The 26876-nt window shown below is 73.2% G+C and carries 27 protein-coding genes and 1 pseudogene; 14 read left to right on the forward strand and 14 right to left on the reverse strand.

Annotation, left to right across the window (positions count from 1 at the left end; genetic code table 11):
* The coding region (locus tag IE249_RS36905; RefSeq protein ID WP_308434329.1) for a glycoside hydrolase family 2 protein at window positions 1-1202 on the forward strand (1202 nt) is incomplete at its 5' end.
* Window positions 1203-1210: 8 nt separating this feature from the next.
* On the opposite strand, the gene IE249_RS10880 is transcribed toward IE249_RS36905, so the two are convergent.
* Together IE249_RS10880 and IE249_RS10885 are read right to left on the reverse strand one after the other, a co-directional pair.
* Window positions 1211-1573, reverse strand: coding sequence for an ArsR/SmtB family transcription factor (locus IE249_RS10880; RefSeq protein WP_189704590.1), 363 nt, complete (start codon window positions 1571-1573; stop codon window positions 1211-1213).
* A 205-nt stretch (window positions 1574-1778) separates the two neighbouring features.
* Window positions 1779-2153: a roadblock/LC7 domain-containing protein gene (locus IE249_RS10885; protein ID WP_189704591.1), complete on the reverse strand. Its 375-nt coding sequence runs from the start codon at window positions 2151-2153 to the stop codon at window positions 1779-1781.
* A gap of 190 nt (window positions 2154-2343) precedes the next feature.
* Here IE249_RS10885 and IE249_RS10890 point away from each other — a divergent pair, with 190 nt between their 5' ends.
* Both IE249_RS10890 and pgm read left to right on the forward strand, forming a co-directional pair.
* On the forward strand, window positions 2344-3081 hold the full coding sequence (locus IE249_RS10890) for a hypothetical protein (RefSeq protein ID WP_229858096.1): 738 nt from the start codon (window positions 2344-2346) through the stop codon (window positions 3079-3081).
* A 114-nt stretch (window positions 3082-3195) separates the two neighbouring features.
* Window positions 3196-4836, forward strand: a complete 1641-nt coding sequence (gene pgm / locus IE249_RS10895; protein WP_189704592.1) for a phosphoglucomutase (alpha-D-glucose-1,6-bisphosphate-dependent) — start codon at window positions 3196-3198, stop codon at window positions 4834-4836.
* 70 nt (window positions 4837-4906) lie between these two features.
* On the opposite strand, the gene IE249_RS10900 is transcribed toward pgm, so the two are convergent.
* The gene (locus tag IE249_RS10900; protein WP_189704593.1) at window positions 4907-5398 is read right to left on the reverse strand and encodes a hypothetical protein; all 492 of its coding nucleotides are present in this window, start codon (window positions 5396-5398) and stop codon (window positions 4907-4909) included.
* Between the two features lie 216 nt (window positions 5399-5614).
* Between IE249_RS10900 and IE249_RS10905 the strand changes: the two genes are divergently transcribed.
* On the forward strand, window positions 5615-7948 hold the full coding sequence (locus IE249_RS10905) for an LPXTG cell wall anchor domain-containing protein (protein ID WP_189704594.1): 2334 nt from the start codon (window positions 5615-5617) through the stop codon (window positions 7946-7948).
* A 102-nt stretch (window positions 7949-8050) separates the two neighbouring features.
* Here IE249_RS10905 and IE249_RS10910 read toward each other — a convergent pair whose 3' ends face one another.
* Window positions 8051-8749: an alpha/beta family hydrolase gene (locus tag IE249_RS10910; RefSeq protein ID WP_189704595.1), complete on the reverse strand. Its 699-nt coding sequence runs from the start codon at window positions 8747-8749 to the stop codon at window positions 8051-8053.
* Window positions 8750-8917: 168 nt separating this feature from the next.
* Between IE249_RS10910 and IE249_RS10915 the strand changes: the two genes are divergently transcribed.
* From IE249_RS10915 to IE249_RS10930, 4 genes are read left to right on the forward strand one after another with little or no spacing between them, the layout of a single operon-like run.
* On the forward strand, window positions 8918-9853 hold the full coding sequence (locus IE249_RS10915) for an ABC transporter ATP-binding protein (protein ID WP_189704596.1): 936 nt from the start codon (window positions 8918-8920) through the stop codon (window positions 9851-9853).
* Window positions 9850-10692, forward strand: coding sequence for an ABC transporter permease (locus IE249_RS10920; protein ID WP_189704597.1), 843 nt, complete (start codon window positions 9850-9852; stop codon window positions 10690-10692). Before IE249_RS10915 ends, IE249_RS10920 begins: the two co-directional genes overlap by 4 nt.
* Window positions 10693-10710: 18 nt before the next feature.
* On the forward strand, window positions 10711-12012 hold the full coding sequence (locus tag IE249_RS10925) for a sensor histidine kinase (protein ID WP_189704598.1): 1302 nt from the start codon (window positions 10711-10713) through the stop codon (window positions 12010-12012).
* Window positions 12009-12677, forward strand: coding sequence for a response regulator (locus IE249_RS10930; RefSeq protein WP_189704599.1), 669 nt, complete (start codon window positions 12009-12011; stop codon window positions 12675-12677). Before IE249_RS10925 ends, IE249_RS10930 begins: the two co-directional genes overlap by 4 nt.
* 75 nt (window positions 12678-12752) lie before the next feature.
* Here IE249_RS10930 and IE249_RS10935 read toward each other — a convergent pair whose 3' ends face one another.
* From IE249_RS10935 to IE249_RS10960, 6 genes are all read right to left on the reverse strand, one after another.
* Window positions 12753-13682 carry an SGNH/GDSL hydrolase family protein gene (locus tag IE249_RS10935; RefSeq protein WP_189704600.1) on the reverse strand — a complete coding sequence of 310 codons (930 nt, stop codon included), beginning with the start codon at window positions 13680-13682 and terminating at the stop codon, window positions 12753-12755.
* A 161-nt stretch (window positions 13683-13843) separates the two neighbouring features.
* Complete coding sequence (locus tag IE249_RS10940; protein ID WP_189704601.1) at window positions 13844-16111, reverse strand: ArnT family glycosyltransferase; 2268 nt, start codon at window positions 16109-16111, stop codon at window positions 13844-13846.
* Window positions 16112-16262: 151 nt separating this feature from the next.
* Complete coding sequence (locus IE249_RS10945; protein WP_189704602.1) at window positions 16263-17702, reverse strand: amino acid permease; 1440 nt, start codon at window positions 17700-17702, stop codon at window positions 16263-16265.
* 170 nt (window positions 17703-17872) lie between these two features.
* Complete coding sequence (locus IE249_RS10950) at window positions 17873-18088, reverse strand: hypothetical protein (RefSeq protein ID WP_189704900.1); 216 nt, start codon at window positions 18086-18088, stop codon at window positions 17873-17875.
* Between the two features lie 89 nt (window positions 18089-18177).
* Window positions 18178-18999 (reverse strand): maleylpyruvate isomerase family mycothiol-dependent enzyme, encoded by an 822-nt coding sequence (locus tag IE249_RS10955; RefSeq protein ID WP_189704603.1) that lies wholly within the window; start codon window positions 18997-18999, stop codon window positions 18178-18180.
* A gap of 91 nt (window positions 19000-19090) precedes the next feature.
* Complete coding sequence (locus tag IE249_RS10960) at window positions 19091-20068, reverse strand: LysR family transcriptional regulator (protein ID WP_189704604.1); 978 nt, start codon at window positions 20066-20068, stop codon at window positions 19091-19093.
* A 187-nt stretch (window positions 20069-20255) separates the two neighbouring features.
* On the opposite strand from IE249_RS10960, the gene snpA reads away from it, so the two are divergent.
* Entirely contained in the window at window positions 20256-20948 is a 693-nt protein-coding gene (gene snpA, locus IE249_RS10965) for a snapalysin (protein ID WP_189704605.1), read from the forward strand.
* A gap of 180 nt (window positions 20949-21128) precedes the next feature.
* On the opposite strand, the gene IE249_RS36910 is transcribed toward snpA, so the two are convergent.
* Both IE249_RS36910 and IE249_RS39990 read right to left on the reverse strand, forming a co-directional pair.
* Window positions 21129-21290 carry an FG-GAP repeat domain-containing protein gene (locus IE249_RS36910; RefSeq protein WP_229858099.1) on the reverse strand — a complete coding sequence of 54 codons (162 nt, stop codon included), beginning with the start codon at window positions 21288-21290 and terminating at the stop codon, window positions 21129-21131.
* Between the two features lie 168 nt (window positions 21291-21458).
* A pseudogene (locus tag IE249_RS39990) lies at window positions 21459-21554 on the reverse strand (hypothetical protein); the annotation flags it as partial.
* On the opposite strand from IE249_RS39990, the gene IE249_RS39720 reads away from it, so the two are divergent.
* Window positions 21510-21638 carry a hypothetical protein gene (locus IE249_RS39720; protein ID WP_268249682.1) on the forward strand — a complete coding sequence of 43 codons (129 nt, stop codon included), beginning with the start codon at window positions 21510-21512 and terminating at the stop codon, window positions 21636-21638. The pseudogene IE249_RS39990 and the gene IE249_RS39720 overlap by 45 nt on opposite strands.
* Before the next feature lie 205 nt (window positions 21639-21843).
* Here the strand turns inward: IE249_RS39720 and IE249_RS10975 are convergent, their stop codons facing one another.
* Window positions 21844-22746: a serine hydrolase gene (locus IE249_RS10975; RefSeq protein WP_189704902.1), complete on the reverse strand. Its 903-nt coding sequence runs from the start codon at window positions 22744-22746 to the stop codon at window positions 21844-21846.
* Between the two features lie 328 nt (window positions 22747-23074).
* On the opposite strand from IE249_RS10975, the gene IE249_RS10980 reads away from it, so the two are divergent.
* Window positions 23075-23224: a hypothetical protein gene (locus tag IE249_RS10980; protein ID WP_189704606.1), complete on the forward strand. Its 150-nt coding sequence runs from the start codon at window positions 23075-23077 to the stop codon at window positions 23222-23224.
* Between the two features lie 76 nt (window positions 23225-23300).
* Here IE249_RS10980 and IE249_RS10985 read toward each other — a convergent pair whose 3' ends face one another.
* Window positions 23301-23657 (reverse strand): PRC-barrel domain-containing protein, encoded by a 357-nt coding sequence (locus IE249_RS10985; RefSeq protein ID WP_189704607.1) that lies wholly within the window; start codon window positions 23655-23657, stop codon window positions 23301-23303.
* 198 nt (window positions 23658-23855) lie between these two features.
* Between IE249_RS10985 and IE249_RS10990 the strand changes: the two genes are divergently transcribed.
* From IE249_RS10990 to IE249_RS36915, 3 genes are all read left to right on the forward strand, one after another.
* Complete coding sequence (locus tag IE249_RS10990; protein WP_373304367.1) at window positions 23856-24272, forward strand: hypothetical protein; 417 nt, start codon at window positions 23856-23858, stop codon at window positions 24270-24272.
* Between the two features lie 249 nt (window positions 24273-24521).
* The gene (locus IE249_RS10995; protein ID WP_189704608.1) at window positions 24522-26348 is read left to right on the forward strand and encodes a bifunctional metallophosphatase/5'-nucleotidase; all 1827 of its coding nucleotides are present in this window, start codon (window positions 24522-24524) and stop codon (window positions 26346-26348) included.
* 172 nt (window positions 26349-26520) lie between these two features.
* The coding region (locus IE249_RS36915) for an FAD-dependent monooxygenase (protein WP_229858104.1) at window positions 26521-26876 on the forward strand (356 nt) is incomplete at its 3' end.

Here is a 26876-nt window from a genome sequence, read left to right on the forward strand (position 1 = left end):
GCATCTGGTACACCCCGACCTCCGGCATCTGGCAGACGGTGTGGCTGGAGCCCGTCGCCCGTGACCACGTCGACCAGCTCAGGCTGACCCCCGACGTGGCGGCGGGCACGCTCACCGTGGAACCGCGGGGCGTGCGCGACGGCGTACGGATCACCGCGACGGCGTACGACGGACGGCGCAAGGTGGCCACCGCCACCGGACGCACCGGCGCACCGCTCACCCTGAGGATCCCGCACGCCCGCCTCTGGTCGCCGGAGGACCCCTTCCTCTACGACCTGAAGGTGAGCGTCGGCGGCGACCGCGTCGGCAGCTACTTCGGCATGCGCTCGGTGGCGGTGCGGAAGGTGAACGGCGTGCCGCGCACCGTGCTCAACGGCAAGCCGGTGTTCATGATGGCCACCCTCGACCAGGGCTTCTGGCCGGACGGCCTCTACACCGCGCCGAGCGACGAGGCCCTCGCGTACGACCTCAGGATGCACAAGAAGATGGGCTTCAACGCGGTCCGCAAGCACATCAAGGTCGAACCCGACCGCTGGTTCTACTGGGCCGACCGGCTCGGCCTGATGGTGTGGCAGGACATGCCGGCGATGACGGCGGGCGTCGACCCGTCCACCGCCGCGCGGGCCGAGTACGAGCGCGAGATGAAGCAGATGATCGACGAGCACATCAGCAGCCCGTCGGTGGTCATGTGGGTCGTCTTCAACGAGGGCTGGGGCCAGTACGACGTCGGCCGCGTCGCAGACCAGGCCAAGTCCTGGGACCCGACCCGGCTGGTGAACAACATGTCCGGCCTCAACCTCGGCGCGGACGGCGGCGCCGGCGACATCATGGACGAGCACGGCTATCCCAGTCCTGCCCTGCCGCCGCATCCCGACGGCCGGCGCGCCCTGGTCAGCGGCGAGTACGGCGGCCTCGGCCTCGCCGTGCCCGGACACGCCTGGTCGGTGCAGCAGTCGTACGTCGACGTCGACCCGTCCGCCTACACGGACGACTATCTGCGCAAGCTGGCCGAGGTGCACGCGCTGGCCTGCCGCGGCGGCAACGGTGCCGTCTACACGCAGATCTCCGACGTGGAGGGCGAGCTCAACGGCCTGATGACGTACGACCGCAAGGTGGTCAAGCCCGACGTGAACCGCCTGCGGGCGGCCCAGCGCGCGCTGATCGACGACGCGTCGCGGGACACCGTGGCGGGGTGCGCGTAGTACCCGCCTCAGCGGCTGCTGGTCGGCACAGGGGGCGCGGGCGCGTCGGTCTCCTGGAGTTCGGCCAGCAGCTCGTTGCGCCCGGCCAGCAGTTCGGTGAGGATCCGGCGGGCCGCGCGCAGCAGCTCGGCGACATCGCCGCCGGCGAGGGCGTAGCGGACCGTGGAGCCCTCGCGGATGGACACCACGATGCCCGAGCGCCGCAGGACGGCCAGTTGCTGCGACAGGCTCGACGGCTCGATCTCGATGTCGGCGAGCAGATCCCGTACCGGCACCGGCCCGTGCTGGAGCAGCTCGAGGACCCTGATGCGCACCGGATGACCGAGCATGCGGAAGAACTCCGCCTTGACCTGATAGAGGGGGACCTGCATGAGTGCTCGCTCCCTGCGCGTCGGGGATGTGGTGCGGGGCGCGGCGGCACCTCCAGGGTGCCGCCGCGACGGTGCTCTTCCCTTCCGATCCTTCTCGCCCCGGGCCGTCCGCATCCATGATTTGGGATCATGCTGATGTGGTGACTTGGTGAGTTGAAGAAGTCTTCACATCACGGGCATGCGTCGGCCCGGACCGGGGACCGCGCTAGATCTCGATCTGTTCCTCGACGCGCTTGAGCTGGTGGCGGGCCATCGCCAGGTTCGAGCGGCTCTTGTCCAGCACGAGGTACAGGAACAGGCCGTTGCCGTTGCGGCCGGTCACCAGGCGGATGAGGTGGTACTGGGTCTCCAGCGTGATCAGGATGTCCTCGATCTGGCCCTTGAGGCCCAGCTGCTCCATGGTGCGCACCTTGGCGCGGATCACGTCCGTGTTCCCCGCCGCCGCGATCGTCAGGTCGAGGTCCTTGCCCCCGCCGAGTGTTCCCAGCGCCATGCCGCTGGTGTAGTCGACGACGGCCGCGCCCAGCGCCCCCTCGACCGCGGTCATCATTTCCTTCAGCGATACTTCCACGCTCGCCACAGCGCCCTCCCTTGGTTGTCGGCTGCGGCGGTCCGGCGTCTGCCGTCCCACCCGTCGTCGCACCGTAGGCACGCGGCCGCCGCGTCCGGGGCGGGTCTCCAGGAGTGACGGACGATGATCGAAAGCCGGTGTGGAAGGACGGATTCCCGACCGTTTCTGCCGCGTTTCCGGCGTAGGTCACACTGGGCGTGTGAACGAAGAGGTCAGAGGGCTGCACGAGCGGCTCGCGCGGCTGGAGGAACTGCTGACGGCCCAGGACCGGCGGGGCGAGCCGGCCTGGCGGCGGCCCACCGACGGGGAGTCACGCTGGGCCGTGACGGCCGCCGTGCTCGGCGCGGTCGCGCTGCAACTGCTGCTGCCCGGACGGCTGGCCTTCCACCCGGACTGGCTGCTGCCGGCCCTCGAAGTACTGCTCCTCGTGGCGCTGTTCCCTGCCTTCCACCCCCGCGCCGGCCGGACGACCGCGCTGCTGCGCGGCGGCGGACTGGCGCTGGCCGCCCTCGTCAGCCTGGCCAACGGCTGGTCGGCGGTCCTGCTCATCCGCGGCCTGGTCCGGGGCACCGAGGGCAATGACGCAGGTGCGCTGCTGATGGCCGCGGCGGGCATCTGGCTGACCAACGTCATCGTCTTCGCCCTGTGGTACTGGGAGTGGGACCGGGGCGGCCCGGCGGCCCGCGCGGCGGGCCGAGCCGTGTACCCCGACTTCCTCTTCCCGCAGATGCAGAGCCGGGACATGACCCATCCGGACTGGGAGCCGGCGTTCGCCGACTACCTGTACGTGTCCTTCACCAACGCCACCGCCTTCAGCCCCACCGACACCATGCCGCTGTCCCGCTGGGCCAAGCTGCTGATGGCGTCGCAGGCCTCCGTCTCCTTCCTCACCCTGGCCCTGGTGGTCGCCCGCTCGGTCAACATCTTCCGGGGCTGACACCCGCCGGGAAGAGCTCTCCCGCGCGGGCCCGGATTTGCGGGTCGCGCCGCCGGCGGGGGGAAGATGAGAACGCGAGCGGACGCAGCACCGGAATGTGGAGGAGTGGGTGCCATGCAGCACGAGCGAGCGGGCGAGCCGGCCCGTGCCGAGGACCTGATCGACGTCGCCCGGCTGGTGACGGCGTACTACGCGCTGCACCCCGATCCGGGCGAGCCGGAGCAGCGCGTGGCCTTCGGCACCTCGGGCCACCGGGGGTCCTCGCTCGCCACCGCGTTCAACGAGGACCACATCGCCGCCACCAGCCAGGCCATCTGCGAGTACCGCGCGCGGCAGGGCACCGACGGCCCGCTCTTCCTCGGCGCGGACACGCACGCCCTGTCCGAGCCCGCGCGCGTCACCGCGCTGGAGGTGTTCGCCGCCAACGACGTGAGCGTCCTCGTCGACTCCGCGGACGGCTACACCCCGACCCCGGCCGTGTCGCACGCCATCCTCACCCACAACCGCGGCCGCACCTCGGGCCTCGCCGACGGCGTCGTCGTCACCCCCTCGCACAACCCGCCCGCCGACGGCGGCTTCAAGTACAACCCGCCGAGCGGCGGCCCGGCCGGCTCGGACGCCACCTCCTGGATCCAGGACCGGGCCAACGAGATCATCGCTGGCGGCCTGAAGGACGTACGGCGCATCCCGTACACCAGAGCGCTCGCCGCCCCGGGCACCGGACGCCACGACTTCCTCGGCTCCTACGTCACCGACCTGCCGAGCGTGCTGGACCTGGACGCGATCCGCTCCGCCGGGGTGCGCATCGGCGCCGACCCGCTCGGCGGCGCCTCCGTGGACTACTGGGGCCGCATCGCCGAGCAGCACCGCCTCGACCTCACCGTGGTCAACCCGCTCACCGACCCCGCCTGGCGGTTCATGACGCTGGACTGGGACGGCAAGATCCGCATGGACTGCTCCTCGCCGTACGCGATGGCCTCGCTCATCGAGCAGCGCGACCGGTTCACCATCGCCACGGGCAACGACGCCGACGCCGACCGGCACGGCATCGTCACCCCCGACGCCGGCCTGATGAACCCCAACCACTACCTCGCCGCCGCCATCTCCTACCTCTACGCCCATCGCACCCGGTGGCCGGCCGAGGCGGGCGTCGGCAAGACGCTCGTGTCGTCCGGCATGATCGACCGGGTCGCCGCCGACCTCGGCCGCCGGCTCGTCGAAGTGCCCGTGGGATTCAAGTGGTTCGTCGACGGGCTGGTCGACGGCTCGCTCGGCTTCGGCGGCGAGGAGTCCGCCGGGGCGTCGTTCCTGCGGCGCGACGGCTCGGTGTGGACCACCGACAAGGACGGCATCATCCTGGCGCTGCTCGCCTCCGAGATCACCGCGGTCACCGGCAAGACCCCCTCCGAGCACTACGCCGCCCTCACCGCCCGCTTCGGCGAGCCCGCCTACGCCCGCATCGACGCACCCGCCACCCGCGAGCAGAAGGCACGCCTGGGCAAGCTGTCCCCGGCCCAGGTCGGCGCCGACACCCTCGCGGGCGAGCCGGTCACCGCGGTGCTCACCGAGGCCCCGGGCAACGGCGCGGCCATCGGCGGCATCAAGGTGACCACCGAGAACGCCTGGTTCGCGGCCCGCCCCTCGGGCACCGAGGACGTCTACAAGATCTACGCCGAGTCCTTCCACGGCCCCGGCCATCTGCGCCAGGTGCAGGACGAGGCCAAGCAGGTCGTGCTGAGCGCCCTCGGCGACTGACCCGAAGGGGCCGGGCTACTGCCCCGTGGGGGCCGGGTGCCGAGCCCGGCCCCCACGCCCTGCCGGCCGTTCAGCGTTCGTACTGCTCCAGTACGTCCCGCAGCCGCGCCCCCGGCCCGCGGGCGAAGAGGGCGACGAGCTCGTCGGCCGGATTGCACAACGGCCAGTCAGATTCGTACAGTTCCTCGGCCTCCCGCAGCCGCTCCCGCTCCTCCTCGGTGAGCTGGTCCTTGGGCAGGGTCACCAGCGGACGCGTCCGCGCGTAGCGGCCCGGACCCGGGACCGGGGCGCACTTCCACACCGCGCCGAACGCCCGCACCTGCACCTCGCCCACGTACCAGGCGGCCACGGTCATGAAGGCGTCCCCGGACGCCGCGTCCGCCTCCTCGTAGGAGCCGAACCGGCCCCGCACCAGCGCCTCGAGCCGGTCCAGCGAGGCCGGTGAGAAGTCCCACTCGCCGCCCGCCTCCCGCGCCCAGGCGGGGAAGGCCTCCCGCTGCGCGGCGAGCCAGCCGTTCAGCCGCGGATTGTCGGACCACTCGGGGCTGTCGATCGTGTCCATGGACCGGATCCTACGAGCCCCCCGCGCGCCGGCCTCGGCACGGCGCGACACATAACAATCCGGCGCCGCAGGCCAGTTGGGCATCGACGCGCCGTGAATACCATGGGACAGCCGTGCGTTGAGGGGCCTACGGTGTCCTGTGCGTGACGCCATACAGCACGGGGGCCCTTGGCGTCGCGTACACGGACCCACCCCACTGGGCTCCCGGGAGAACTCGTGATTCACCCGACACCCCAACACCCACGCGCGCGCATCTGGGCACGGCTGGCCGTCGCCCTCTCCTGCGCCGCGACCGTCACGTTCACCGGCCTGCCGGGCCTGCCCACGGCCGACGCCGCGGCCAAACCCAAGCCGGGCGTCCCCTGCGAGCAGTTGTACGGCCTGTCCGGCTCGCCGTCCACCAGCCTGCCGTGGAACACGGACGCGACCAGACCGCCCGCCCAATGGGACGACTACACCTACGCCAACCAGCGCAACGCGATGGACGGCGTGACCCTGCCGGACGACCCGGCCAAGGCGCAGAAGATCCTCGACGAGGCCGGGAACGACCCGAAGAAGTGGCCCGAGGGCGACCCGAAGAAGGTCTACGCCTCCTACAAGCGCTACCTCGACGGCCACAACGGCACCAACGAGTACGGCTCGTTCAAGGGCTGGCTGGACGACGCCTACATCGACATGGCCGCCCGGCGCCCGCGCGGCAACGCCTTCGAGAAGAAGGTCGTCAAGGACCTCGGACTCCTCGGCCCGGACTGGATCTGCCAGGAACCGGTCGAGTACACCGACCCCAGGACCGGCGAGAAGCGCTACCGGATCTACGACGCGGTCAACCACCGCACCAAGGAACTCGTCGAGATCAAGTCCGGTCCCAACCACGCCGGCGAGCAGGGCCCGAAGGACCGCGCGGTCCTCAGCGACCCGAAGTACAAGGACTACCGGCTGCGCGGCGTCTTCGGCCAGCCGCAGAACGAAGAGACCCGCACCTTCTACAAGAACCTCGCCCGGGACTACGGCGACGTCGGCGGCAGGCCGCGGGTGACGACGTACGAGCACGTCTCCACGCCGCGCGCCACCTTCAAGCCGGGCGACTACACGGCGAGATCGACCGAGTTCTCGGTCGGCGGCGCGACCTCGCGAGGCGGCTCCACCGGCATCGTCGGCGGCTCGCGCCCCACCCCCGCCGACATGGCGCGCCAGATGGAGGCGATACGCCGCAACGACCCGAACGGGATGCGCGTGCGCACCCCCGGCGGGGTCGACTTCTCCACGCTCCAACTGTCGTACTTCGGCAAGCCGGTCAAGGGCAAGGGCGTCACCTACTCCTTCTCCGCCGACCGCGCGGCGAACGAGGACGCCGGCTGGGGCGGCCAGGAGAAGTCGCGGCTCATCTCCGACGCGTTCTTCACCTGGCTCGCGCTGACGCCGGAGAAGTTCTGGGTCAACCTCAACCCGGACCAGCCGGACAAGATCATGGACGCCACCTTCGGCAAGACCGACGCCGGACGCGTCCTGCTCCAGGCCGACCTGCAGATGAAGCACGACTACGCCAAGGACCTCGACCCGCGCCAGGGCACCGGCAAACAGCTTTCCGACGCGATGCGCGCCGCGGGCCTGCCCTGCGGCTCCGTCGTCCGCAACTGGATCGTGCCCAAGCCCGCCAAGGTCCGCGCCGACGAGGGCGGCATCTACATCCTGGACGCGCCGCTGAAGGTCGACTCCGAGGTGTCCTCGGTGAAGACGCCGAGCCCCAACGGCGAGTGCGACCTGACCAAGGCCCAGCGCGAGACGTACCAGACCCTGGTGCGGCAGATCGTCATCCCGGACGTGGAGAAGAAGGTCAACTCCGCCCCGGCGTACGCGGATCTGCGCCGCGTCTACAGCGCCCGGGTGGCGGCCGAGTACGTCCGGCTGCAGGACCGGCAGCAGGCCACCGACTACCGGCCGGTCATCGACAGCAACAACGTCGCCAAGTGGCCGCTGCGCGGCAAGAACGCCTCCTGGACCCCGCGCCAGACGTGGGAGGAGTACGTGAAGTCCTTCACCAAGGGCGACTACAGCTACCCCTGCGGGAACGGCGGCGAGCAGAAGAGCTGCGTCCTGGGCGGCGTGGACTTCTCCAAGGCGCCCAGGCGGAACATCAGCAAGACCGAGTTCCGCACCGAGCACCGCAACCTGCCCAAGTCCACGGACACTTCCGTGAAGGCCATGACCGACAGCGCCGACGACAGCCGGCTGCTGCTGCTCGGCGGCGACACCGACGGGACGCTTCCCTCCGGCGGCGGTGAGGGCGGCCAGAGCCCGACCCCGACGCCCAGTCACACCGGCGGTCCCACCGGGCAGCCGTCCGCTCCGGCCACCCACACCCCGAACCCGGGCGGCGGCAGCCCCGCGCCGGGCGGCAACGAGCCGACCGCGCCCTCGGGCACGGGCGGTGGCGGCGGCCTGGCCAGCACCGGCGCCCAGGTCCTGACCGTCGCGGGGCTCGCGGTGGTGCTCCTGCTCGCCGGTGCCGCCCTCGTCTGGTGGCGCCGCCGCCGCACCGGCGGAAACTGACCGGCGGGCGGCACGGACCCGGTTGATCGTGTACCGGGGAAGGCCTCCGCCCGGACCGCCGGGCGGAGGCCTTCCCCGGTACGGATCCGCGTCGTGCCGCTCCTACAGGACGAGCGCCCCGGCCGCGGTGAAGCTCTCGGCGGCCAGTCCCGCGGGGCTCTCGCCGGGCCGCAGCAGTTCCGCGACGACGCCGGCCGTCGAGCGGTGCCACAGGCCCGAGCGGCGCACCATCGCGTGGTCGCCGTCACCGATCAGTACGGCACCCGCCCGCGCCCCCGAGGTCCGTGCCCGGCGCACGAAGTCCACCGACGCCCCCGCGCTCGTGACCCGGTCCTGGTCGCCGTGCAGCACGACCACCCGCGCCTGACGCAGATGCGCGGTGGGCTCGCCCTCCGGCAGCCACGGCGCCAGGGCCAGCACCCCGCGGACCCCTGGATGGGCCGCCGCGCGCAGCGCCGCCCGTCCGCCCATCGAGTGGCCGACGAGCACCACGGGCACCTCACCGGCGAGCCGGCCCAGCTCACTGAGCGCGCGGAAGGCGTCCTGTGCCGGATCGCCGCCGTTCCAGCCGCGGTGCCGGTAGCGCACCTGTCCGAGGACGACCTCGTCCAGGGACAGCGCCAGCGCGGCCGCCCGCAGCACCGGGCGCATCCTGAGCGCGGCCGGGTGCCAGGGGCGCGCCGCCTCGAAACCGTCCGGCCGGCCCCCGTGCAGGGTCAGCACGGCCGCCCGCGGCCGCTCGGGCAGATGCCGCACCACCAGTGCGGCGGCGGCCCGCTGCTCCGCATCACTCCGCGACATCGGCACCACGCCATTCTCCTCGGGACCGGTCGCCCGAGTGGTACCCCGGTACCACTCACCACCGCCGTTCGGCCCCCTGGTACCACGGCTCGGGCCCGCGCTGCTCCTAGCGTTGCGGGTGAGGCGCGCGGGAGCCGGGCGCGCCGTACGCCGAGGAAAGGAGCGCCGATGATCGAGGCACAGCAGCTGACCAAGAGATACGGGGAGAAGACGGCCGTGGACGGGCTGGACTTCACCGTGCGGCCGGGAACCGTCACCGGGTTCCTCGGACCCAACGGCGCGGGCAAGTCCACCACCATGCGCATGATCGTGGGCCTGGACGCCCCGACGAGCGGCTCGGTGACCGTCAACGGCCGCCGCTACGCACAGCACCGCGCCCCGCTGCAGGAGGTCGGCGCGCTGCTGGAGGCGAAGTCGGTCCACCCCGGGCGTTCGGCCCACAACCACCTCAAGGCGCTGGCCCTGACCCATGGCATCCCGGGCCGCCGGGTGGACGAGGTGATCGAGCTCGCCGGTCTCGGCAGCGTGGCCAGGAAACGGGCCGGCGCCTTCTCGCTCGGCATGGGCCAGCGCCTCGGCATCGCCGCCGCGCTGCTCGGCGACCCGCACACGGTGATGCTGGACGAGCCGGTCAACGGGCTGGACCCGGAGGGCGTGCTGTGGATCCGCAACCTGCTGACCCAACTCGCCTCGGAGGGGCGCACGGTGTTCGTCTCCTCCCACCTGATGAGCGAGATGGCGCTGGTCGCCGACCACCTGATCGTCGTCGGACGCGGCCGGCTGCTGGCCGACACCACCGTGCGTGACCTGATCCGCGAGACCGGCGGCGACACCGTGAAGGTCGCGACGGCGGACCCGGCCCGGCTGCGGGACGTGCTCGCCGGCCCCGACGTCGTCGTCACCGGCCGGGTCGGCTCCGAGGAACTCCAGGTCACCGGGCTGACCGCGCGCGAGATCGGCCTCAAGGCCGCCGAGCACGGCATCGCCCTGTTCGAGCTGAGCGCACGCACGGTGTCCCTGGAGGACGCCTTCATGGAGCTGACCCGGGACGCCGTGGAGTACCACGGCACGACGGGCGTCGAGTCCCTCGGGAGGCCGGCATGAGCACCACCCTCACCACGACCGCCGGGCAGCGCGAGGCCGCCCCCGCACGCCCCGCCTACCGGGTCACCGGACGGCGCGTCCTGCGCGCGGAGTGGGCCAAGCTCTGGTCGCTGCGCTCCACCTGGATCACCCTGGGCCTCGGCCTGCTGTTCCTGGTCGCCTTCGGGCTGATCGCCGCCACCCGCTACCGGTCGGGCATCGGCTCCGGCCGCATGGACCGTGACTTCGCCCGGTCGACCGCCGTCAGCCTCTCCCTCTTCGGCACGAACTTCGCCCAGCTGGCCCTCGGCGTGCTCGGCGTGCTGGTGACGGCGGGGGAGTACTCGACCGGCGTGATCCGCTCCACCATGGCGGCCGTTCCGCGCCGGCTGCCCGTGCTGTGGTCCAAGGCGGCGGTGTTCGGAACGGTCGCGCTGGTGCTCGGCACGGCCGGCGCGTTCGTCGCCTTCGTGTTCGGCAGCCGCATCCTCTCCGGCACGCCCGCGGCCCTCGGCCTGTCCCACTCCGGTGTCGTACGCAGCCTGCTCGGCGCGGGCCTCTACCTCGGGCTGGTCGCGGTCATCGGCATCGCCCTGGGCGCCCTGCTGCGCTCGGTCGCGGGCGGCATCTCCGTACTGGTCGCCACCCTCATGCTGATCCCCGGCCTGGTCACGCTGCTGCCCACCTCCTGGCAGAGCGACATCAGCCCCTACCTGCCGAGCAACGCCGGCCAGTCGATGTTCGCCCTCACCCAGGACGCCGGGGCCCTGTCGCCCGCCGACGGGCTGCTGGTCTTCCTCGGCTGGACGGTGCTGGCGCTCGCGGGCGCGGCGTACCGGCTGGTGCGCAGTGACGTGTGAGCACTGCACCATGACCGGGTGACGTACGTGAGCAGTGGTGAGGACATCGGCGGGCTGGCGCCGCTGGCCGCCCGGCTGGGCCGGGCCGGCCGGCGGCTGCGGCTCGCCGACCGGGCCCGGCCCTGGGTGCTGGACACCGCGGTCGTGCTGGCCGCGTTCCTGCTGTTCTGCCTGCCGGACCTGCTGCACGCGGGCGGTGCGGACGGCGACGGCCCGCGCCGGTTCCGGCTCGCGTTCACCCGGCTGCCGGCCCCGGCGCTGCTCGCCCTGCAGGCCGGCCTCGTGCTGCCGCTGCTGTGGCGGCGGCGCCGGCCCGTGGTCGCCTTCGGCACGATCGCCGCCGTGTTCGTGCTCCAGTGGGCGCTGGGCGCCGCGCTGCGCGCGGACGTGGCCCTGTTCATCGCCCTCTACAGCCTGGCCCTGCACGGGCGGCTGCGCCAGCTGCCCTGGGCCTGCGCCGTCATGGCGGCCGGACTGCTGCTGGTCGCGCTGCGCGTGGCGCGGGTGGTGTCCGTCTGGGACGCGCTGTTCTTCCTGCTGAGCACGGCGACCGCGGCCCTCGCGCTCGGCCTGGTGGTACGGATCCGCCGCGCCCAGCTCGCCGGGCTGCGGGAGCGGGCGGCCCGGCTGGAGATCGAACGCGACCAGCGCAGCAGGCTCGCCGCCGCCACCGAACGCGCCCGCGTGGCCCGGGAGATGCACGACATCGTCGGCCACAACCTGTCCGTCATCATCACCCTCGCCGACGCGGGCGCGTACGCCACCGACGTCGCACCCGCGCGCGGCAAGGAGGCCCTGACCCTCATCGGGGACACCGGCCGCCAGGCCCTGGACGAGCTGCGGCGCCTGCTCGGCGTGCTGCGCGAGACCGCGGACGCGCGGCCGCCGGACGGCCCGGAGCTGAGCCCGCAGCCCGGCATCGGGGACGTCGACGCGCTGTGCGCCGGTGTGCGGGCCGCCGGGCTGGAGGTGGTGTACCGCACCGCGGGTGACGTCGAGGCCCTGGACGGCGGGGTGCAGCTGACCGTCTACCGCATCGTGCAGGAGGCGCTCACCAACACGCTGAAGCACGCCGGGTCCGACAGCCGGGTCGGGCTGGCGATCATGGTGGAGGACACCCGGGTGCGCATCCGCGTCCAGGACACCGGCGCGGCCGGACGGGCCCGGACCGGACCCGCGAACGAGGAAGGACAGGGGCTGGTGGGCATGCGCGAGCGAGCCGCGCTCTACGGCGGCAGCGTCCAGGCGGGACCGGTGACGGGCGGGGGATGGAGCGTGGACGCCACCCTCGACCTCTCGCCCTCGGGCGGTGCCCGGTGACCACCGTGCTGGTCGTGGACGACCAGCCGCTCCAGCGCTTCGGGTTCCGGCTGCTGCTCGACTCCGTCCCGGAGACGGAGGTGGTCGGCGAGGCCGCGCACGGCACCCAGGCGGTGCGCATGGCCGCCGAACTGCGGCCCGACGTCGTCCTCATGGACGTACGGATGCCGGGGATGGACGGCATCGAGGCCACCCGGCGCATCGTCGCCGCCGGCGAACGCTCGCGCGTCCTGGTGCTGACCACCTTCGACCTCGACGAGTACGTCCACGCGGCCCTGCGCGCCGGCGCCAGCGGGTTCCTCCTGAAGGACGCGCGCCCCGAGGAACTCCTGGCCGGGATCAGGGCCGTCGCGGTCGGGGACGCGGTCATCGCGCCCGCGCTCACCCGGCGCCTGCTGGACGAGTTCGCGCGGTACGTCCCGCCCCACCCGGCCGGCTCCGCCGCCGACCGGCGCCTGGACTCCCTCACCGAGCGCGAGCGGGAGATCCTCGTGGCCATCGGCAAGGGCTGGACCAACGGCGAGATCGCCGCCCGCTTCGTGCTGTCGGAGTCGACGGTGAAGACCCATGTCGGCCGCGTGCTGGCCAAATTGGGGGCGCGCGACCGGGTCCAGGCGGTGATCTTCGCCTACGACGTCGGGCTCGCCCGCCCCAACGCCGGCTGAGCGGGGCCCGGTGGCCCCACGTCACGGCCCGGCCGGTGCGCTCCGGCCGGGCCGTCGACGGTGTGCCGACGGTATTCAGCGGTGGCCGTGACCCCTGGCCGCAAGGCCCAGCACGGCGTCCGCCATGGCCTGCTCGCCCTTGGCGTTGGGGTGCGCGGGTGCGGCCGGCGAGGCGGGCTGCAGCGGTTCGATCCAGCGGTCCGCGGGCGCCTTGCACATGTCGTGGCCGCGTGTGGGCCGGTAGGTGTCGACGTACTCCGCGTGGTTCCACGCGGCCACCAGACGCAGCATCAGGTTCAGCCGCTTCTCGGTGTCCCGCAGATAGGGGAAGTCCCCCGAGGCGAACGGCACCGACGGGAAGCAGCCGCTGCCGTCGTCGGGCAGCAGATCGGGGTAGCCGACGACGACCACCCGGGCGTGCGGCGCCCTGGCGTGCACGGCCCGCAGCACCCGGTCCACCTTCGGCGCGGTGCGCAGCACGTTGAGCGCCAGCTGGTCGACGCCCGAGGAGGCGTAGTACTGCCGGCACGGGTCCCCGGCGGGCTGCTGCGAGCCGAGCCGGGCGCAGGTGGCGATGATGGAGCCGAAGCCGACGTCGTTGCCGCCGATCTGGACCGTCACCAGGTCGGTGTCGCGTCCCACCGCGTTGAGCTGGGCGTCGTTCGTGCCCTGCGGCTTCCACATCTCCTCGGTGGTCGCCCCGGCGCAGCTGACGTCCTTGAAGGTGCTCACCCCGCGCGCCGCGGCCACCAGCGAGGGGTAGTTGTGGTCCGAGCGGGCGCAGCCCGCGTCGACCTGCCGGGGGATGCCCGGGCCCGAGGTGTAGGAGTCGCCGAGCGCCACGTAGTCCGTGCCGCGCCCCCCGCCTCCGCCCGGGCCCGCGCCGTGCGCCGACGCGGGGGTCGCGGAGACGGCGAAGAGCGCGCAGCCCCCGAGCGCCGCCCCCACCGTCACCGGCCAGCCACGCCGTCGCCCCACGCCACCCGGGTGTGTGTCATGCGCCATGAACGCCCTCCCCCTGCACCGGATTTGACGTGCGGCGGACACCGGCGGGCGGCGCCGTCGCACGTTCGACCGGGCTTGTATACCGCTCGGTATGTCCTTGTGGCCAGAGGCTGGAAACAAGTGGTCGGCAAGTGGTCGGCATCGGGGCGCGCGGGTGCGGTTCAGCGCCCCGGGCCGCACCGGTACAGAACCTCGTCCGTCGCCGTCCCGTCGGCGGCTCCGTAGGCGGAGGCCGGGACGGGTGCGCAGGACGAGCGGACCCAGCCCGCGATCCTCGCGGCCGACGTCGTGCTGCCGGAGCCGGAGCCGGAGCCGCCGAAGCCGCCGGACGGACCCCCCGTGTCCCGCCCGCCACCGAGCAGTACGTACCGGAGTTCGCCGGAGTCCACCAAGTGCCGGAAACCGGCCGGGGTCGGGAACGGCACCCGGCCGCTGAAGCCGCCGAGCGGCAGGACGTGCGCGCCGGTGGCGAGGATGTACGGGGACGCGCTGTTCCAGCCCGAGGTGGCGAACACATAGGCGGCCGAGCCCCGGTGGGCGGTGGTGTAGGCGAGCAACTTCCGCTGGACGGTGGTGAGTCCGCCGTCCGTGCCGATGCCGCCCATGCCGCGGAAGCCGCGCGAGCCGCCGAACCCGCCGAAGCGGCCGGGACCGCCGGAGCCGGCGGGGGCGCCCGGGCGGCCGAGGGCACCGCTGCCGTCGCGCCCGGTGGCGCGGCCCCAGACGGCCCGGCCCGTGCGCGCGGCGGAAGCGGCCATGACGCCGCCGTGGGAGCGGCCCCTGCCCGACGGGCCGACCGCGCCCATGCCGGAACTGCCGTACGCCGGGTTGAAGACCTGCGCCGCCCACGCGCTCGGCGCGATCAGCACCGCCGCGAGGGCCACGGCCGCGGCGGCCGGTGCGAGCCGGCCGGGCCGGGCGGCGGACCCGGGCCGGGCCAGGACCAGCAGTACGACGGCGCCGAGCCCGAGCAGGCCCACGGCGGGCGCGAGCCACGGCAGGAAGTCCGGGAACCGGCTCGCGAGGTACGCGCTCCACGCCGCCGTCGCGGCCACCGCGGCCGGCAGCGCCCAGGCGCGCGGGCCGCCCGCCCGGCACGCCCGCCACATCAGCGCCGCGCCGCCGCCGGTGAGCGCGGCCAGCGGCACCGCGATCACCCCCATGTAGTAGGTGTGGCCGCCGACGCTGCCCGCGCTGAAGACCAGGAAGTACGTCACCAGCCAGGTGCCCCAGAGGAGGAAACCGGAGCGCGGCAGGTCGGTGCGCGGCCGCCCGCGCCGCCACAGCAGACCGCAGACGACGGCGACCGCGGCGAACGGGTACAGCCAGCCGGTCTGCGGGGCGAGCGAGGTGCCGAACATCTTCCCCCAGCCGTCCTGCCCGGCCCCGCCCCCGCCCCGGCCGACGGCCCCGCCGGGCGCCGCACCGCCGGCCCCGGGCGTCCCGGCGCCGAGCGCCTGGGTGCCGCGCGCCTCCGCTCCCGCGAGCCTCCCGGTCCGCGATGCCCGTGAACCGCCGCCGTTCTTGCCGCCGCCGCCCTGCGTGGCGCTCACACTGCCGGTGGAGGCCGCGCTGACGCCGAGCGAGGAGAAGCGGTTCAGGAAGTTGTAGCCGACCACCATGCTGAACGCGGAGTTGTCGGTGGTGCCGTCCACATACGGCCGGTCCCGGGCCGGGGTGAGGCTGACCGCCAGGATCCAGGACGCCGACACCGCGGTCGTCACCAGGGCCGCGAGCGCGAGGTGCGCCAGCCGCCTGCGCGCCGTGAGCGGCGCCGACACCAGGTACACCAGCGCGAGCGCCGGGAGCACCGCCCACGCCTCCAGCATCTTGGCCTGGAAGCCGAGCCCCACCCACGCGCCGGCGAACAGCAGCGGGCGGAGCCGGCCGTCCCGCGCGGCGCGCTGGGTGGCCTCGGCCGCCAGCAGCAGGCACAGGGTGAAGGCGGGGTCCTCGACCGCCGTACGGAACAGTCCCACGGCGACCGGGGTCAGCGCGAACGCCGTGCAGGCGATCAGCGCCGCCGGGACGCCCGCCCAGCGCCGCACCACGCGGTGCAGCACCAGCAGGCTCGCCACCCCTTCGAGCACCTGGGGCAGGGTCAGCGCCCACGGGTGGAAACCGAGGAGCCGGGCCGAAATCGCCTGCGGCCACAGGAATCCCGGCAGTTTGTCCAGCGTGATGGAATTCCCGGGGTCGAAAGAGCCGTAGAAAAACGCCTTCCAGCTCTCCGTCATGCTGCGCACGGCGTTGGCGTAGAAGGTGTGGTACTGGCTGTGACCGATTCCCCACGTGTAGAGCACGGCGGCGAGCGCGGTGACGGCGAGCAGCGCCGGACGGGCGTATCCCGGCTGCCCCGCCGGTGATTTCCAGGGTGCGCGGCGGCTCGCGCCGGCGGGGGCGTTCGGTTCGAGGACTGTCGTAGCCATGCGCAGCAGTTTCACCGCCGCGCGGGCCCGCCGACGCCGAAGCGGGCCGGTTCTAGTGAATTCTGATCAGACTCAGTACTTTTCTTTAACACGGGGCGCGGACAGGACGTGGACAGTACGAGGACAGTGCGCGGACAGGAATTCCACAGGTTCAGACGGTCCGCTGCCGCCGGGCCGCCAGTACCGCGTAGACGACGACGCCCGCGAACAGGAACAGCACGCCCTGGTAGACCGCCGCGTACCCGGCGCCCGCGACCAGCCACAGCGAGAAGGCCGTCGCCACCGCCGCGATCACGCCGTCCCGCACCAGCCGCGCCCGGTCGACCCGCTCGCCCCGCCCGGAGACCAGGTGGAACAGCTGGGCCGCGGTGGCCAGCAGGTAGGGCACGGTCGCGGTGAACGTGGTGACCAGGACCAGCGTCTGGAAGACCTTGCCCGAGCCGGAGGCGTAGTTGTAGACGGTCAGCAGCGAGGCGAGGACGACGGTGACGCCGACGCCCACGGTGGGCACGCCACGCCGCCGGCGGGCGAAGGCGGCCGGGAAGAGGCCGTCGCGTGCGGCGGCGTACGGGGTCTGGGCGCTCAGCAGCGTCCAGCCGTTGAGGCAGCCGGTCATCGACACCAGGGCCGCCACCGCCACGGCCCAGCCGCCCCAGGCGCCGCCGAACATGGCGTTCACGGCGTCGGTGAACGGCGCGGTGGAGGTCACCAGGCGGTCGTGGGCGACCGTGCCGAAGACGGACAGCGTGCCGAGCAGGTAGACGAGCGCGGCGCCGGCGGTGCCGATGACGGTCGCGCGGCCCACGTTGCGCCGGGCGTTCCTGACCTCGCCGGCGCTGACCGCCGCGGACTCCACGCCGAGGTAGGAGAAGAGCAGGATGGCGGCGGAGGCGGACACCGCGCCGAGGGTGCTGCCGCCGCCCGCGTGGAAGGGGCCGAGGTTGCGCGGGTCGAAGAAGAACAGCCCGCCGACCGCGACCAGCAGCAGGGGCACGAACTTCAGCACGGTGGAGACGATCTGGACGGCGCCCACGTAGCGGGTGCCGGCGAAGTTGGCGAGCGCGGGGAGCCACTGCAGGGCGAGGGCGGCCAGGCACGCGGTCCAGCGGTGGCCGTTCACCGGGATCAGCACGTCGAGATAGCCGACGGCGGCCACGGCGAGCGCCGCGTTCGACACCCAGGTGGTGATCCAGTACGCCCAGGCGGCGAGGAATCCGGCGAAGTCGCCGAAGGCCTCGCGGGCGTAGACGTAGGGTCCGCCGGTGCGCGGGTCGCGCTCGGCGAGTCTGCCGAAGACCAGCGCCAGGGCGACGGCGCCCACGGTCAGGACGGCGAAGGCGATCAGACTGACCGTGCCGTACGGCGCGACGGAGGCCGGGAGCAGGAAGATGCCGCCGCCGATGATGTTGCCCATGACCAGCGCGGTCGCGACCGGCAGCCCGAAGCGGCGGGCGTGCCTGCCGGCACTGCCGGCGGGATCACCGGCGGGCCTTTCGGTGGAGCTTCCGACGGGGCTTTCGGTGGGGACGGGGGCCGCGGGGGTCTCCTGCGGGGCCGGAGCCGGCGGAGGGACGGTTCCGGTGACGTGCATGGGGTGGTGCGCCTCTCTTCGAACTGGTGCCCGGGATCGCCGGGCGGAACCCATGGTCGGGCATGGTCCGATGTGACGCCAAATCGCACGCTTTTGTCCTGTACGACCCCTTGCGGCACCGCAAAAAGGTGCGTCCCCGCCCCTCCGGGGCAGCGAATCCTCCGGTGCCCCTACTCGAGCAGCTTGCCCGCCACCCGGGCCGCCGCCTCGCTCTCCGCCGCCGGCGGGGACAGCTCGCTCAGCGTGTCGAGGTCGGTGTCCTGCCGCAGCTCCGCCTCCCAGGCGTCGGCGAGCTTCACCTGCTCCTCGTGCGACAGCCGCTGGACCTGCTCCCTGTGGTGCGGGTCGAGAGCGACGAGGAATCGTTCGACGGTGTCGATGGGCATCTTGTCCTCCTCGATCGCGGTCACGGGGTGCGGTGCGGGCCGGCGCGGCCGGGCGCCCCGCACCGACCGGGTTGCCCCGTTGAACGGGTCTAGAACGCGGTGTGGGCGAACCAGCGGTCGAGGACCTCGGTCCCCCCGGACACCTCGTAGGCGGGATCCCGGTACGAGCGCCGCCCGTAGAGCAGGAGCAGGAGATCGGCCGCCCCTCCCCGTACCGTCGCGGTCGGCGTGTCCGAGGGCGCGGCGCCCGCTCCGGCGGGCGGCAGCGGACGGAATCCGCCGGGATCGAGCCGCACCCGCCACTCCTCGCCCGTGCCGCCGTCCGGCCCGGCGCACTGGAAGGCGAGGGTCTCGCCGGTCCCGCGCAGCCCGGCCACCTCGGGGGCGAAGAGATGGGCGTACGGCAGGTTGACGAGGAACTCGTCCACGGCGTCCGCCGCCGTCACCGGGTCGATGTCCGGCTCCAGGCCGAGGGCCTGCTCCGCGTCCACCCGGTGCACCAGGGTCTCGCACAGCATCCGCCTCGCCCAGAACCGCGCGTGCGGGTCCTCGCCCCAGGTCCACATCGGCGCGTCGGGGTCCGTGTCCCGCAGGACCTCCGCCACCTCCGGCACGCCCGCCGCCACCCACGCGGGCCACTCGTCCGCACGCTCCGGCAGCCCGAGGTCCACGTCACGGTCGCGCGGCGGTTCCTGCACCCGCCGGGTCAGCAGCGCGCAGAACCAGCGCTGCAGGGAGCCCACGTGCCGGGTGAGGTCGGCCAGCGTCCAGCCGGGGCAGGACGGCACGGCGGTGGAGGGCTCCGCGCCCCCGGTCACCTCGGCGAACCGCAGGGTCTCCCGCTCGATGGCCTGCCGGTAGCTGTCGTAGGGCAACGGGTGCCCGGCACGGCGCGTGGTCTCGGTGTCCATCCGCTGCCGCCTCTCTGTCCGCGGGAAGGTCTCGGTCGCGGTCAGTGTGAACGCTGGAGTCCACTCCAAGGCAAATCCCGGTGCCCCCGGCTCATGCGGTGGCGTCCGCCGTCGTCGCCAGGGCGTGCGGGGCCCAGGGGACGCCCCTGCGCTCCAGCCAGTCGCGGTAGGCCGGCGCCTGACGCGCCGCCTCCCAGTACGCCTCCTCCAACTCGCCGAAGCCGAAGTCGAGTTCGTCCTCGGTACGGGCCGCGAGCAGCAGCCGTACGCCGATCGGGTCCCCTCGCAGGGGCCGCATGGCGAGGTCCGAGCGGGGGTGCGCGGTGGGCTGGCTGACCGTGACGACCTCCCCGGTGGCCGCCAGGGAGTACGCGGTGAGGTAGTCGCCGTGCAGCATCTCCGGCTCGAGCCCCGCCTCGCGCAGCACCCGGCACAGGGCGTCCCACTCGCCGTCGACCGTGGAGTCGACCATCCAGCGCTCCCCGGCGAGGTCGGCGAGCGGTACCTCGTGCCGCGCGGCCGCCGGATGGTCCACGGCGAGGGTGACGAACTGCGGTTCCCGCTCGACCAGGACGCGCAGGCACAGCCCCGGCGGAACGCGCAGCGGGCTGCCCTCCACCTCGTGCACGAACGCCATGTCGAGCCGGCCGGCGGCGACCATGCGCAGCAGCGCGTTCGCGGACACGTCCATCTGCAGCGTGGGTTCGGTGCCCGGCTCGCGGGCGCGCAGCCGGCGCAGCCAGCCCGGTATGGCCCGGCTGGCGGTGGCGCCGATGCGCAGGTGGACACCGCCGGCGGCGCGGGCCGCCGCGGCCCGCGCCTCGGTGACGAGCGCGGTGAGCTCGGCGACCAGGGGCCTGGCCCGGCTCAGCACCGCGTGGCCGAGCGGAGTGGGGCGGCAGCCCGTGCGGCCGCGGGTGAACAGCGGGCCGCCGAGGGTGTGTTCTATGCGACGCAGCTGGGTGCTCAACGAGGGCTGCGCCATGCCGAGTTGGCGGGCGGCCCGGTGCAGGCTGCCGGCCTCGGCGATGGCGCAGAGCACACGTAAGTGCCTCACCTCGAGCTCCATGGGGGGAGCGTAGGGCGGGCGGCGGGCGCCGCACCAGATGTTCAAATCCGAACGGATCCGCACGAGTCGGCCCCGATAGCCCCGGGGCTATCACCGGTTGCCATCATCCGCACGGCCGCCCCGCTGCCCGACACTCCAGTGCAACTCATCGTTCACCACCCCACAGGAACGAGTAGGAGCACCCCACATGAAGTCGTCACAGACGGCCGCCGAGCCCGCACGCGCCTCCAGGAGACTCCTGGCCCTCGCGCTCGGACTCGGCCTGGCCTCGGCCGCGCTCGGCACCGCGACCCCGGCGAGCGCCGGCCCGGCCGCCCCGTCCCACGCCGCCGCGTACGCCCGCTACGCCGGCTCGGCCGAGAACGCGGCCGGCAACAAGGCGTTCTTCGACGCCGTGGTGAAGTCGGTGGCGAAGAAGCAGGCCGCCCACCCGGACCTGCAGTCGGTCACCGTCTACTACAACGCCTCCCAGGCGCCGAGCTTCCGCTCCCAGATATCGAGCGCCGCCTCCATCTGGAACAGCTCCGTGTCCAACGTCAAGCTCCGCGCGACGACGGGCAACGCCGACTTCGCCTACTACGAGGGCAGTGACCCGCAGGGGTCCTACGCCTCGACCGACGGCCACGGTGGCGGCTACATCTTCCTCGACTACGCGCAGAACCAGCAGTACGACTCGATCCGCGTCACCGCCCACGAGACCGGCCACGTGCTCGGCCTGCCCGACCACTACAGCGGCCCCTGCAGCGAGTTGATGTCGGGCGGCGGCCCCGGCCCGTCCTGCACCAACCGCTACCCGAACGCCAACGAGCGCGCCCGGGTGAACCAGTTGTGGGCCAACGGCCTTGCCAAGGCACTCGCCCAGCTGAACACGGCGCGCTGACCGCTCCGTTCACCCGGTACGGGCCGCTGCGCGACCGCGGCCCGTACCGGACGTACCCATGATCGCCGGTCCTCCCCGGCCGTCGCCCCCCACCCGCGCGGGCCGGCCCGACCCGGCGCGGCCCGAGCCGCAGGCGGGCGGGGAGGACCGGTACCACGCGCGGCGGAGGCGCGGCGGCCGTCAGGCCAGTGACGCCCAGCTCTTCCAGTAGCCCGCCTCGCCGGACCGGACACGGTTCCTGAACGTGCCCTTGCCCGTGCCGGCGTTCAGCCACAGCACGTCGGTGGTGTCGCGGGAGACGAGGTCGGCACGTCCGTCGCCGTCGACGTGGCCCGCTCCCACGATGTCCTTGTAGCTGCCGCCCCAGTCCTTGAAGACGAGGACGCGGTCCTTGAGCTTGCCGGCGGACGTGCCGTCGTAGCGCCACAGCTCGCCGGACTTGTCCAGGGCGAGGACGTCGCCGATGCCGTCCCCGTCGAGGTCTCCGGCGCCGACGACGCGTCGGTAGCCCGTCCACGCCGAGCGGATCCTGACCCGGGGGCGGAAGTGGCCGGTGCCGTCGTGGGCGTAGAGGTAGAGGTCGCCGGTGGCCGCGTCGCGGGCCAGGAGGTCGGGGCGGCCGTCGCCGGTCTGGTCGCCGGCGGCGAGCAGGGTGTCATACCGCTCCAGTCCTTCGACAGCCGCGTGTAGGGGGAGTCCGGCGTGGGCAGTCCGCCGCAGACCGGGGTGTAGAGACGGGCCTCGCCGCCGGGCATGCGGACGATCAGGTCGTTGCAGCGGTCGCCGTCGAAGTCGCCGAGACCCGGGTCCCGGCCGGCCAGGGGCGACCTCGCCACGGCTGGGACGGTACGTCTACCTCGTGGGCGAGGACACCGAACTCCCCGACGAGCAGGCGTCAGTTGCCGGCGGTGGCGGCGGCGATCGCCTGGCGGGCCGTTCGTTCGACCAGGGTGACGCCCTCGTCCATCGAGCGGCTGCCGTCCGAGAGTACGGCGACCAGGTAGTGGTGACCGTTCACCGTGATCCGGCCGACGCTGTTGACGTCCCACAGACCGGACGTGTTGCGCTGCAACCAGCCGTTCTTCAGTGCCCACTGGGCGCCGGACGCCGCGGACACGCCCCACGCCTGGTCGCTCTGGATCCGCGTCATCAGCGTACGGATGTAGGCCTTGGACTCCTCGGTCAGCGCACTGGACGCCGTCTTGGACGGCGTCTTGGATCCCGAGGGCGTGCCTTGGCCGTCGAACACCGCGCGCAGCAGGCGGATCTGGTCGCTCGCCGTGGTACGGGTCAGCCCCCAGCGGGCGCCGGGGCCGCCCTTCGTGGCGGTCAGGCCGAGGCGCTTGTTGGCCGACTCCAGGCCGGTCGCCTGCCCGATCTGCCGCCACAGGGCGTTCGCCGCCGCGTTGTCGCTGCTTTTGATCATCGGCTCGGCGTGCGCGCGCTCCTGGGCGGTGAGGTGCCGTCCGGCGTCCTGCGCCTGGAGCAGCAGCGTGGCGAGGATGTCGACCTTGATGATGCTGGCCGTGTCGTAGGCGGCGTCGTCGCCGTACAGCGTGGGCTGACGGCTCCCGCCGTCGAGGCCGAGCACCGCGGCGGTCACCCGGGGCTTGCCCTGGGGCGCGGTGGCCGGTGCGGTGGCCGGTGCAGCGGACGCAGGCGCCGCGTGCGCGGTGCCGACGGAGAGGAGCGTGGTCACGGAGGCCAGCAGGGCACCGGCGCAGGCGAGGGCGCGGCGCCGCCCGCGGCGCACGGACGGCGCGGGCTTCGTACACGACGGGGAGAAGGCTTGGGGCATGGTCAGGCAGGCCTCGGCGGGGATGTGGACAGGGGGCACTGAAGAGCGAACCTAAACAAAGCGGGCGCGAGGCGAAGTGGCCGCCGTCACGGAACGCCCTTTTCGGCCGCAAATGTGAGAAGAGGCACAGGCCCCGGCCGGCCGCCCGTACGAAGCTCCGGTACCGAGCTCCCGCACGGAGCTCCCGCACGGAGCACCCGAACAGAGCAACCGCGACTGCGGGACACCGCGCGGGAGCGCACGCTGGAAGAGACCCGCCCCGCCCACCGCACCCGCCCGCCGGTCAAGTGCGGCTCACAGGCCTGGTCACCGCGTTCCGGGAGGCCTCGTGATTCTGCTGCCCGTGCTCGTCCCCGTGGCCATGCTGCTGCTCGTCCTCGCGATGGAGGCGTACGAGGACATCATCTTCCGCCCCCCGCGCCCGCCGCCCCCGCCTCCGCCCGAGAAGTCCATCCCCGAGCAGTCGGCCAAGGAGTGACCCGGCGGGGCGCCGCCCGCACCACCACCGCTCCCGTCCATGACGCCCGGTCAGGAACGGGAGCGGTCCGGGCGGCCTACCGGCGGGCCAGGCGCCGTTCCCCGGCCGATCCTGGCTGGTACGTCAGCTCGTAGTGCCGGAAGATCGCGGGCTCTTCCTCCACGGGCAGCTCACCGTCGGTGTCGATGGCGGGAGCGTCCTTGACGTGTTTCTTGTCGAAGGCGACGTTGAGGTGGCCGGGGCTCACGGTGGCTCCGGTGAGGGGTACGAAGACCAGCCGCTGACGCCCCAGCATGCCGGTCTTCACCGTCGCGAAGTACGGCTGGTCGGTGATCGTGTCGACGTAGATCGCCTCCAGCTCACCGATCTTGCTGCCGTCCGCGCCGTGCACCGCGTGTCCACGCCACTGGCGGACGTCCTGGGCCTCGAACATGGCGTTCCTCCACTGTGCCGCGCCATCCATGCGTTCCGCTGGTCTGCAGAATCACTTACCCGCCACGCCCCGGATGTCACGGTGCGAGGGGCGCGTCACTGGTCCGGTCGGCCGGTCGGCCGGTGACACGCGGGACGCGGCGGGTAGGCATGGGCGAGCGGGGCCGCCGGCCCATCGGTGGGGAAGGCGATCGTGAACGTGAGCGCGAAGGTGGAGGTGCGTGCGGTGCGGACAGAACTGCTGCGGACGGTCGGCGCGGCGACGGCCGCCTACGGGATCGCGGTCGCCTGCCGGCCGGACTGGCTGGCGCGGCCCACGGGCCTGGTCGACCCGGAGGGCGGCACCGGTCCGCACACCGCCATGGTGCTGCGGCCGCTGGCCTGGCGGGACGCCGCGAGCGGCCTCGCCATGCTGGTCGCCCCGGCCGGCCCGGCCCTGGCCACCGCCGCCGCGGTACGCGTCGCCTCCGACGTGGGCGACGCCGTGCTGCTCGGCACCACCCTGCCGAGCCGCATTCGCCGCGTCGGCACGGTCGTCACGGCCCTGAGCTGGGCCGCCCTCACCCTCACGGCCCTCCTCGCGCCGCCCCCCACCGAGCGAGTCCCGGGGACCTGAGCAACCGCACCGAGCCCCCCCCGGTCGCGCGCCGGGCTGTTCGGTCGCCGTGCCGAGCCTCCCGGCCGCGGACCCCGCGAAGGTCGCCCCAGCCCGACGCGACGCGAGCCGGGACGGGCCGCGCCCCCGGCGCCGAACGCCCCCGGCGGAAACCTGGTCGTCATCGCAAAGCTCCTGACAACTACGCGCGTTGACCCTAGGCTGCGGCCGTTCGCCCGTTCTTGAACCGATCACGTCAGAGGGGGGCCCATGTCACCGACACGTCCACGCCGCCCGGCTCCGCGAAGAGCGCTCTCCACCGCTCTCGCCACGGCCGCGGCTCTCGCCACCCTGGGGGCGCTCACCGCCGCCGCGCCCGCCCAGGCGGCCCGTCCGGGCAGTCACCCCGGCCACCAGAGCCACCCAAGTCACCACACCACCGACCTGCAGCTGCTCGCTCTCAACGACTTCCACGGCAACCTCGAGCCCCCCGCCGGCTCCTCCGGACGCGTCACCGAGCTCCAGCCCGACGGCACCACGAAGAACGTGGACGCGGGCGGCGCCGCCTACCTGGCGAACAGCCTGCGCACCGCCCGCGAGGGCCACGCCCGCTCCGTGACCGTCGCGGCCGGCGACATCGTCGGCGCCAGCCCGCTGCTCTCCGGCCTCTTCCACGACGAGCCGACCGTCGAGGCCATGAACAAGCTCGGCCTGGACGTCACGAGCGTCGGCAACCACGAGTTCGACGAGGGCAAGAAGGAACTGCTGCGGCTGCAGAACGGCGGCTGCCACCCGGTCGATGGCTGCTACGAGCCCGGGCGCACCTTCAAGGGCGCGCGCTACCCGATCCTCTCGGCCAACGTCGTCGACGAGGCCACGGGCCGGCCGCTGCTGAAGCCGTACGTCGTCAAGAACGTCAAGGGCGTACGGGTCGGCTTCATCGGAGTCACCCTCAAGGGCACCCCGGACATCGTCTCCGCGGACGGCGTGAAGGGGCTGAAGTTCCTCGACGAGGCCGACACCATCAACTCGTACACGAAGGTGCTGCGGCGCCAGGGCGTGCACGCGATCGTGGCGCTGATCCACGAGGGCGGCTACCCGGCTTCCGCCGCGTACAACTACGACTGCGACGCGGGCGGCAGCGGCTCGGGCCTGAGCGGCCCGATCGTGGACATCGCCAAGAAGGTCTCGCCGGAGGTCGACACCCTCGTCACCGCGCACACCCACAACGCCTACGTCTGCACCATCCCCGACCCCGCGGGCCGTCCCCGCCTGGTCACCAGCGCCGCCTCCTACGGCCGGCTCTTCACCGAGCTGGACATGAAGTACGACTGGCGCACCCACGACATCGTCCGGGCCTCGGTCAAGGGCTCCAACCACGTCGTGGACCGCACCCAGCCCCAGGCGCCGGACCTGACGCGGCTCATCGACCACTGGAAGGCCCTCGCGGCCCCGGTCGCCGACAAGCCGATCGGCTACATCGCGCGGGACATCACGCGCGGCACCGGGGACACCCCCGAGTCACCGCTCGGCGACCTCGTCGCCGACGCACAGCTGGCGTACGGCAGGACGCTGGACAGCGGCACCGACCTCGCCCTCATGAACCCCGGCGGCATCCGGGCCGACCTCGTCCACGCGGCCTCCGGCAGCGAGGGCGACGGCGTGGTCACCTACGGGGAGGGCTTCGCGGTGCAGCCCTTCAGCAACACGGTCAACCTCAAGACCCTCACCGGCGCCCAGCTGATCACCGTGCTGAAGCAGCAGGTGAGCGGGGCGAACGCCGCCGTGCCGAAGATCCTCCAGATCTCCTCCGGCGTCACCTACACCCTCGACCTGACCAAGACGGGCGCCGACCGCGTGGTCGCCGACTCGATCAGGATCGACGGCAAGCCGGTCGACCCGGCGGCCACCTACCGCGTCGCCATGAACTCCTTCCTGGCGGGCGGCGGCGACGGCTTCACCGAGCTGGCAGGCGGCACCGACCAGCTCGTCGGCGGCGACGACCTGGCGGCCCTGGTCGCCTACCTCACGGCCCACTCCTCCGCCTCCGCGCCGTACGCGCCGACGGCGGCGGACCGGATCACCGTGGTGAAGTAGCCGCGACGCGGAGCGATCCGGCGGGAGGGCGGTCCCGTCCCCGGGGCCGCCTTCCCGCCGCCTCCTCCTCCCGCCGCGTCCTCCACCGCCGCGACCGGCTCTGGGCGAACCGCCCGGTGGCGGTGGTCCGTGCCCCGCGGGACCATCGAGGGGAACGGATCGGGAGACGCGCATGACCGATACCCAAGTCCTGATCGCGGGTGCCGGCCCCGTGGGCCTGACCGCGGCCCTGGAACTGCGCCGGCGGGGAGTGGACTGCCGGATCGTCGACCGCCTGCCGGAGCGCCTGCCCTACGCCAAGGCCGTGGGCGTCCAGCCCAGGACCCTGGAGATATGGGAACGCAGCGGAGTGGCGCGGGCCGCGCTGGACGCCGCGACGCCCCTGCGTGGACAACTGGTCTACGTCAACGGGTCCTTGGAGACCCGAATCGAACTGGCGGTGCCCCCGCAAGTGCCGTACGGCTTCGCGTCGTTGCCGCAGTACGAGACCGAACGCGTCCTTGGGGAACGGCTCGCCGGCCACGGCAC

The sequence above is a fragment of the Streptomyces anandii JCM 4720 genome (assembly GCF_014650655.1).
Classification (GTDB): Bacteria; Actinomycetota; Actinomycetes; order Streptomycetales; family Streptomycetaceae; genus Streptomyces; species Streptomyces anandii.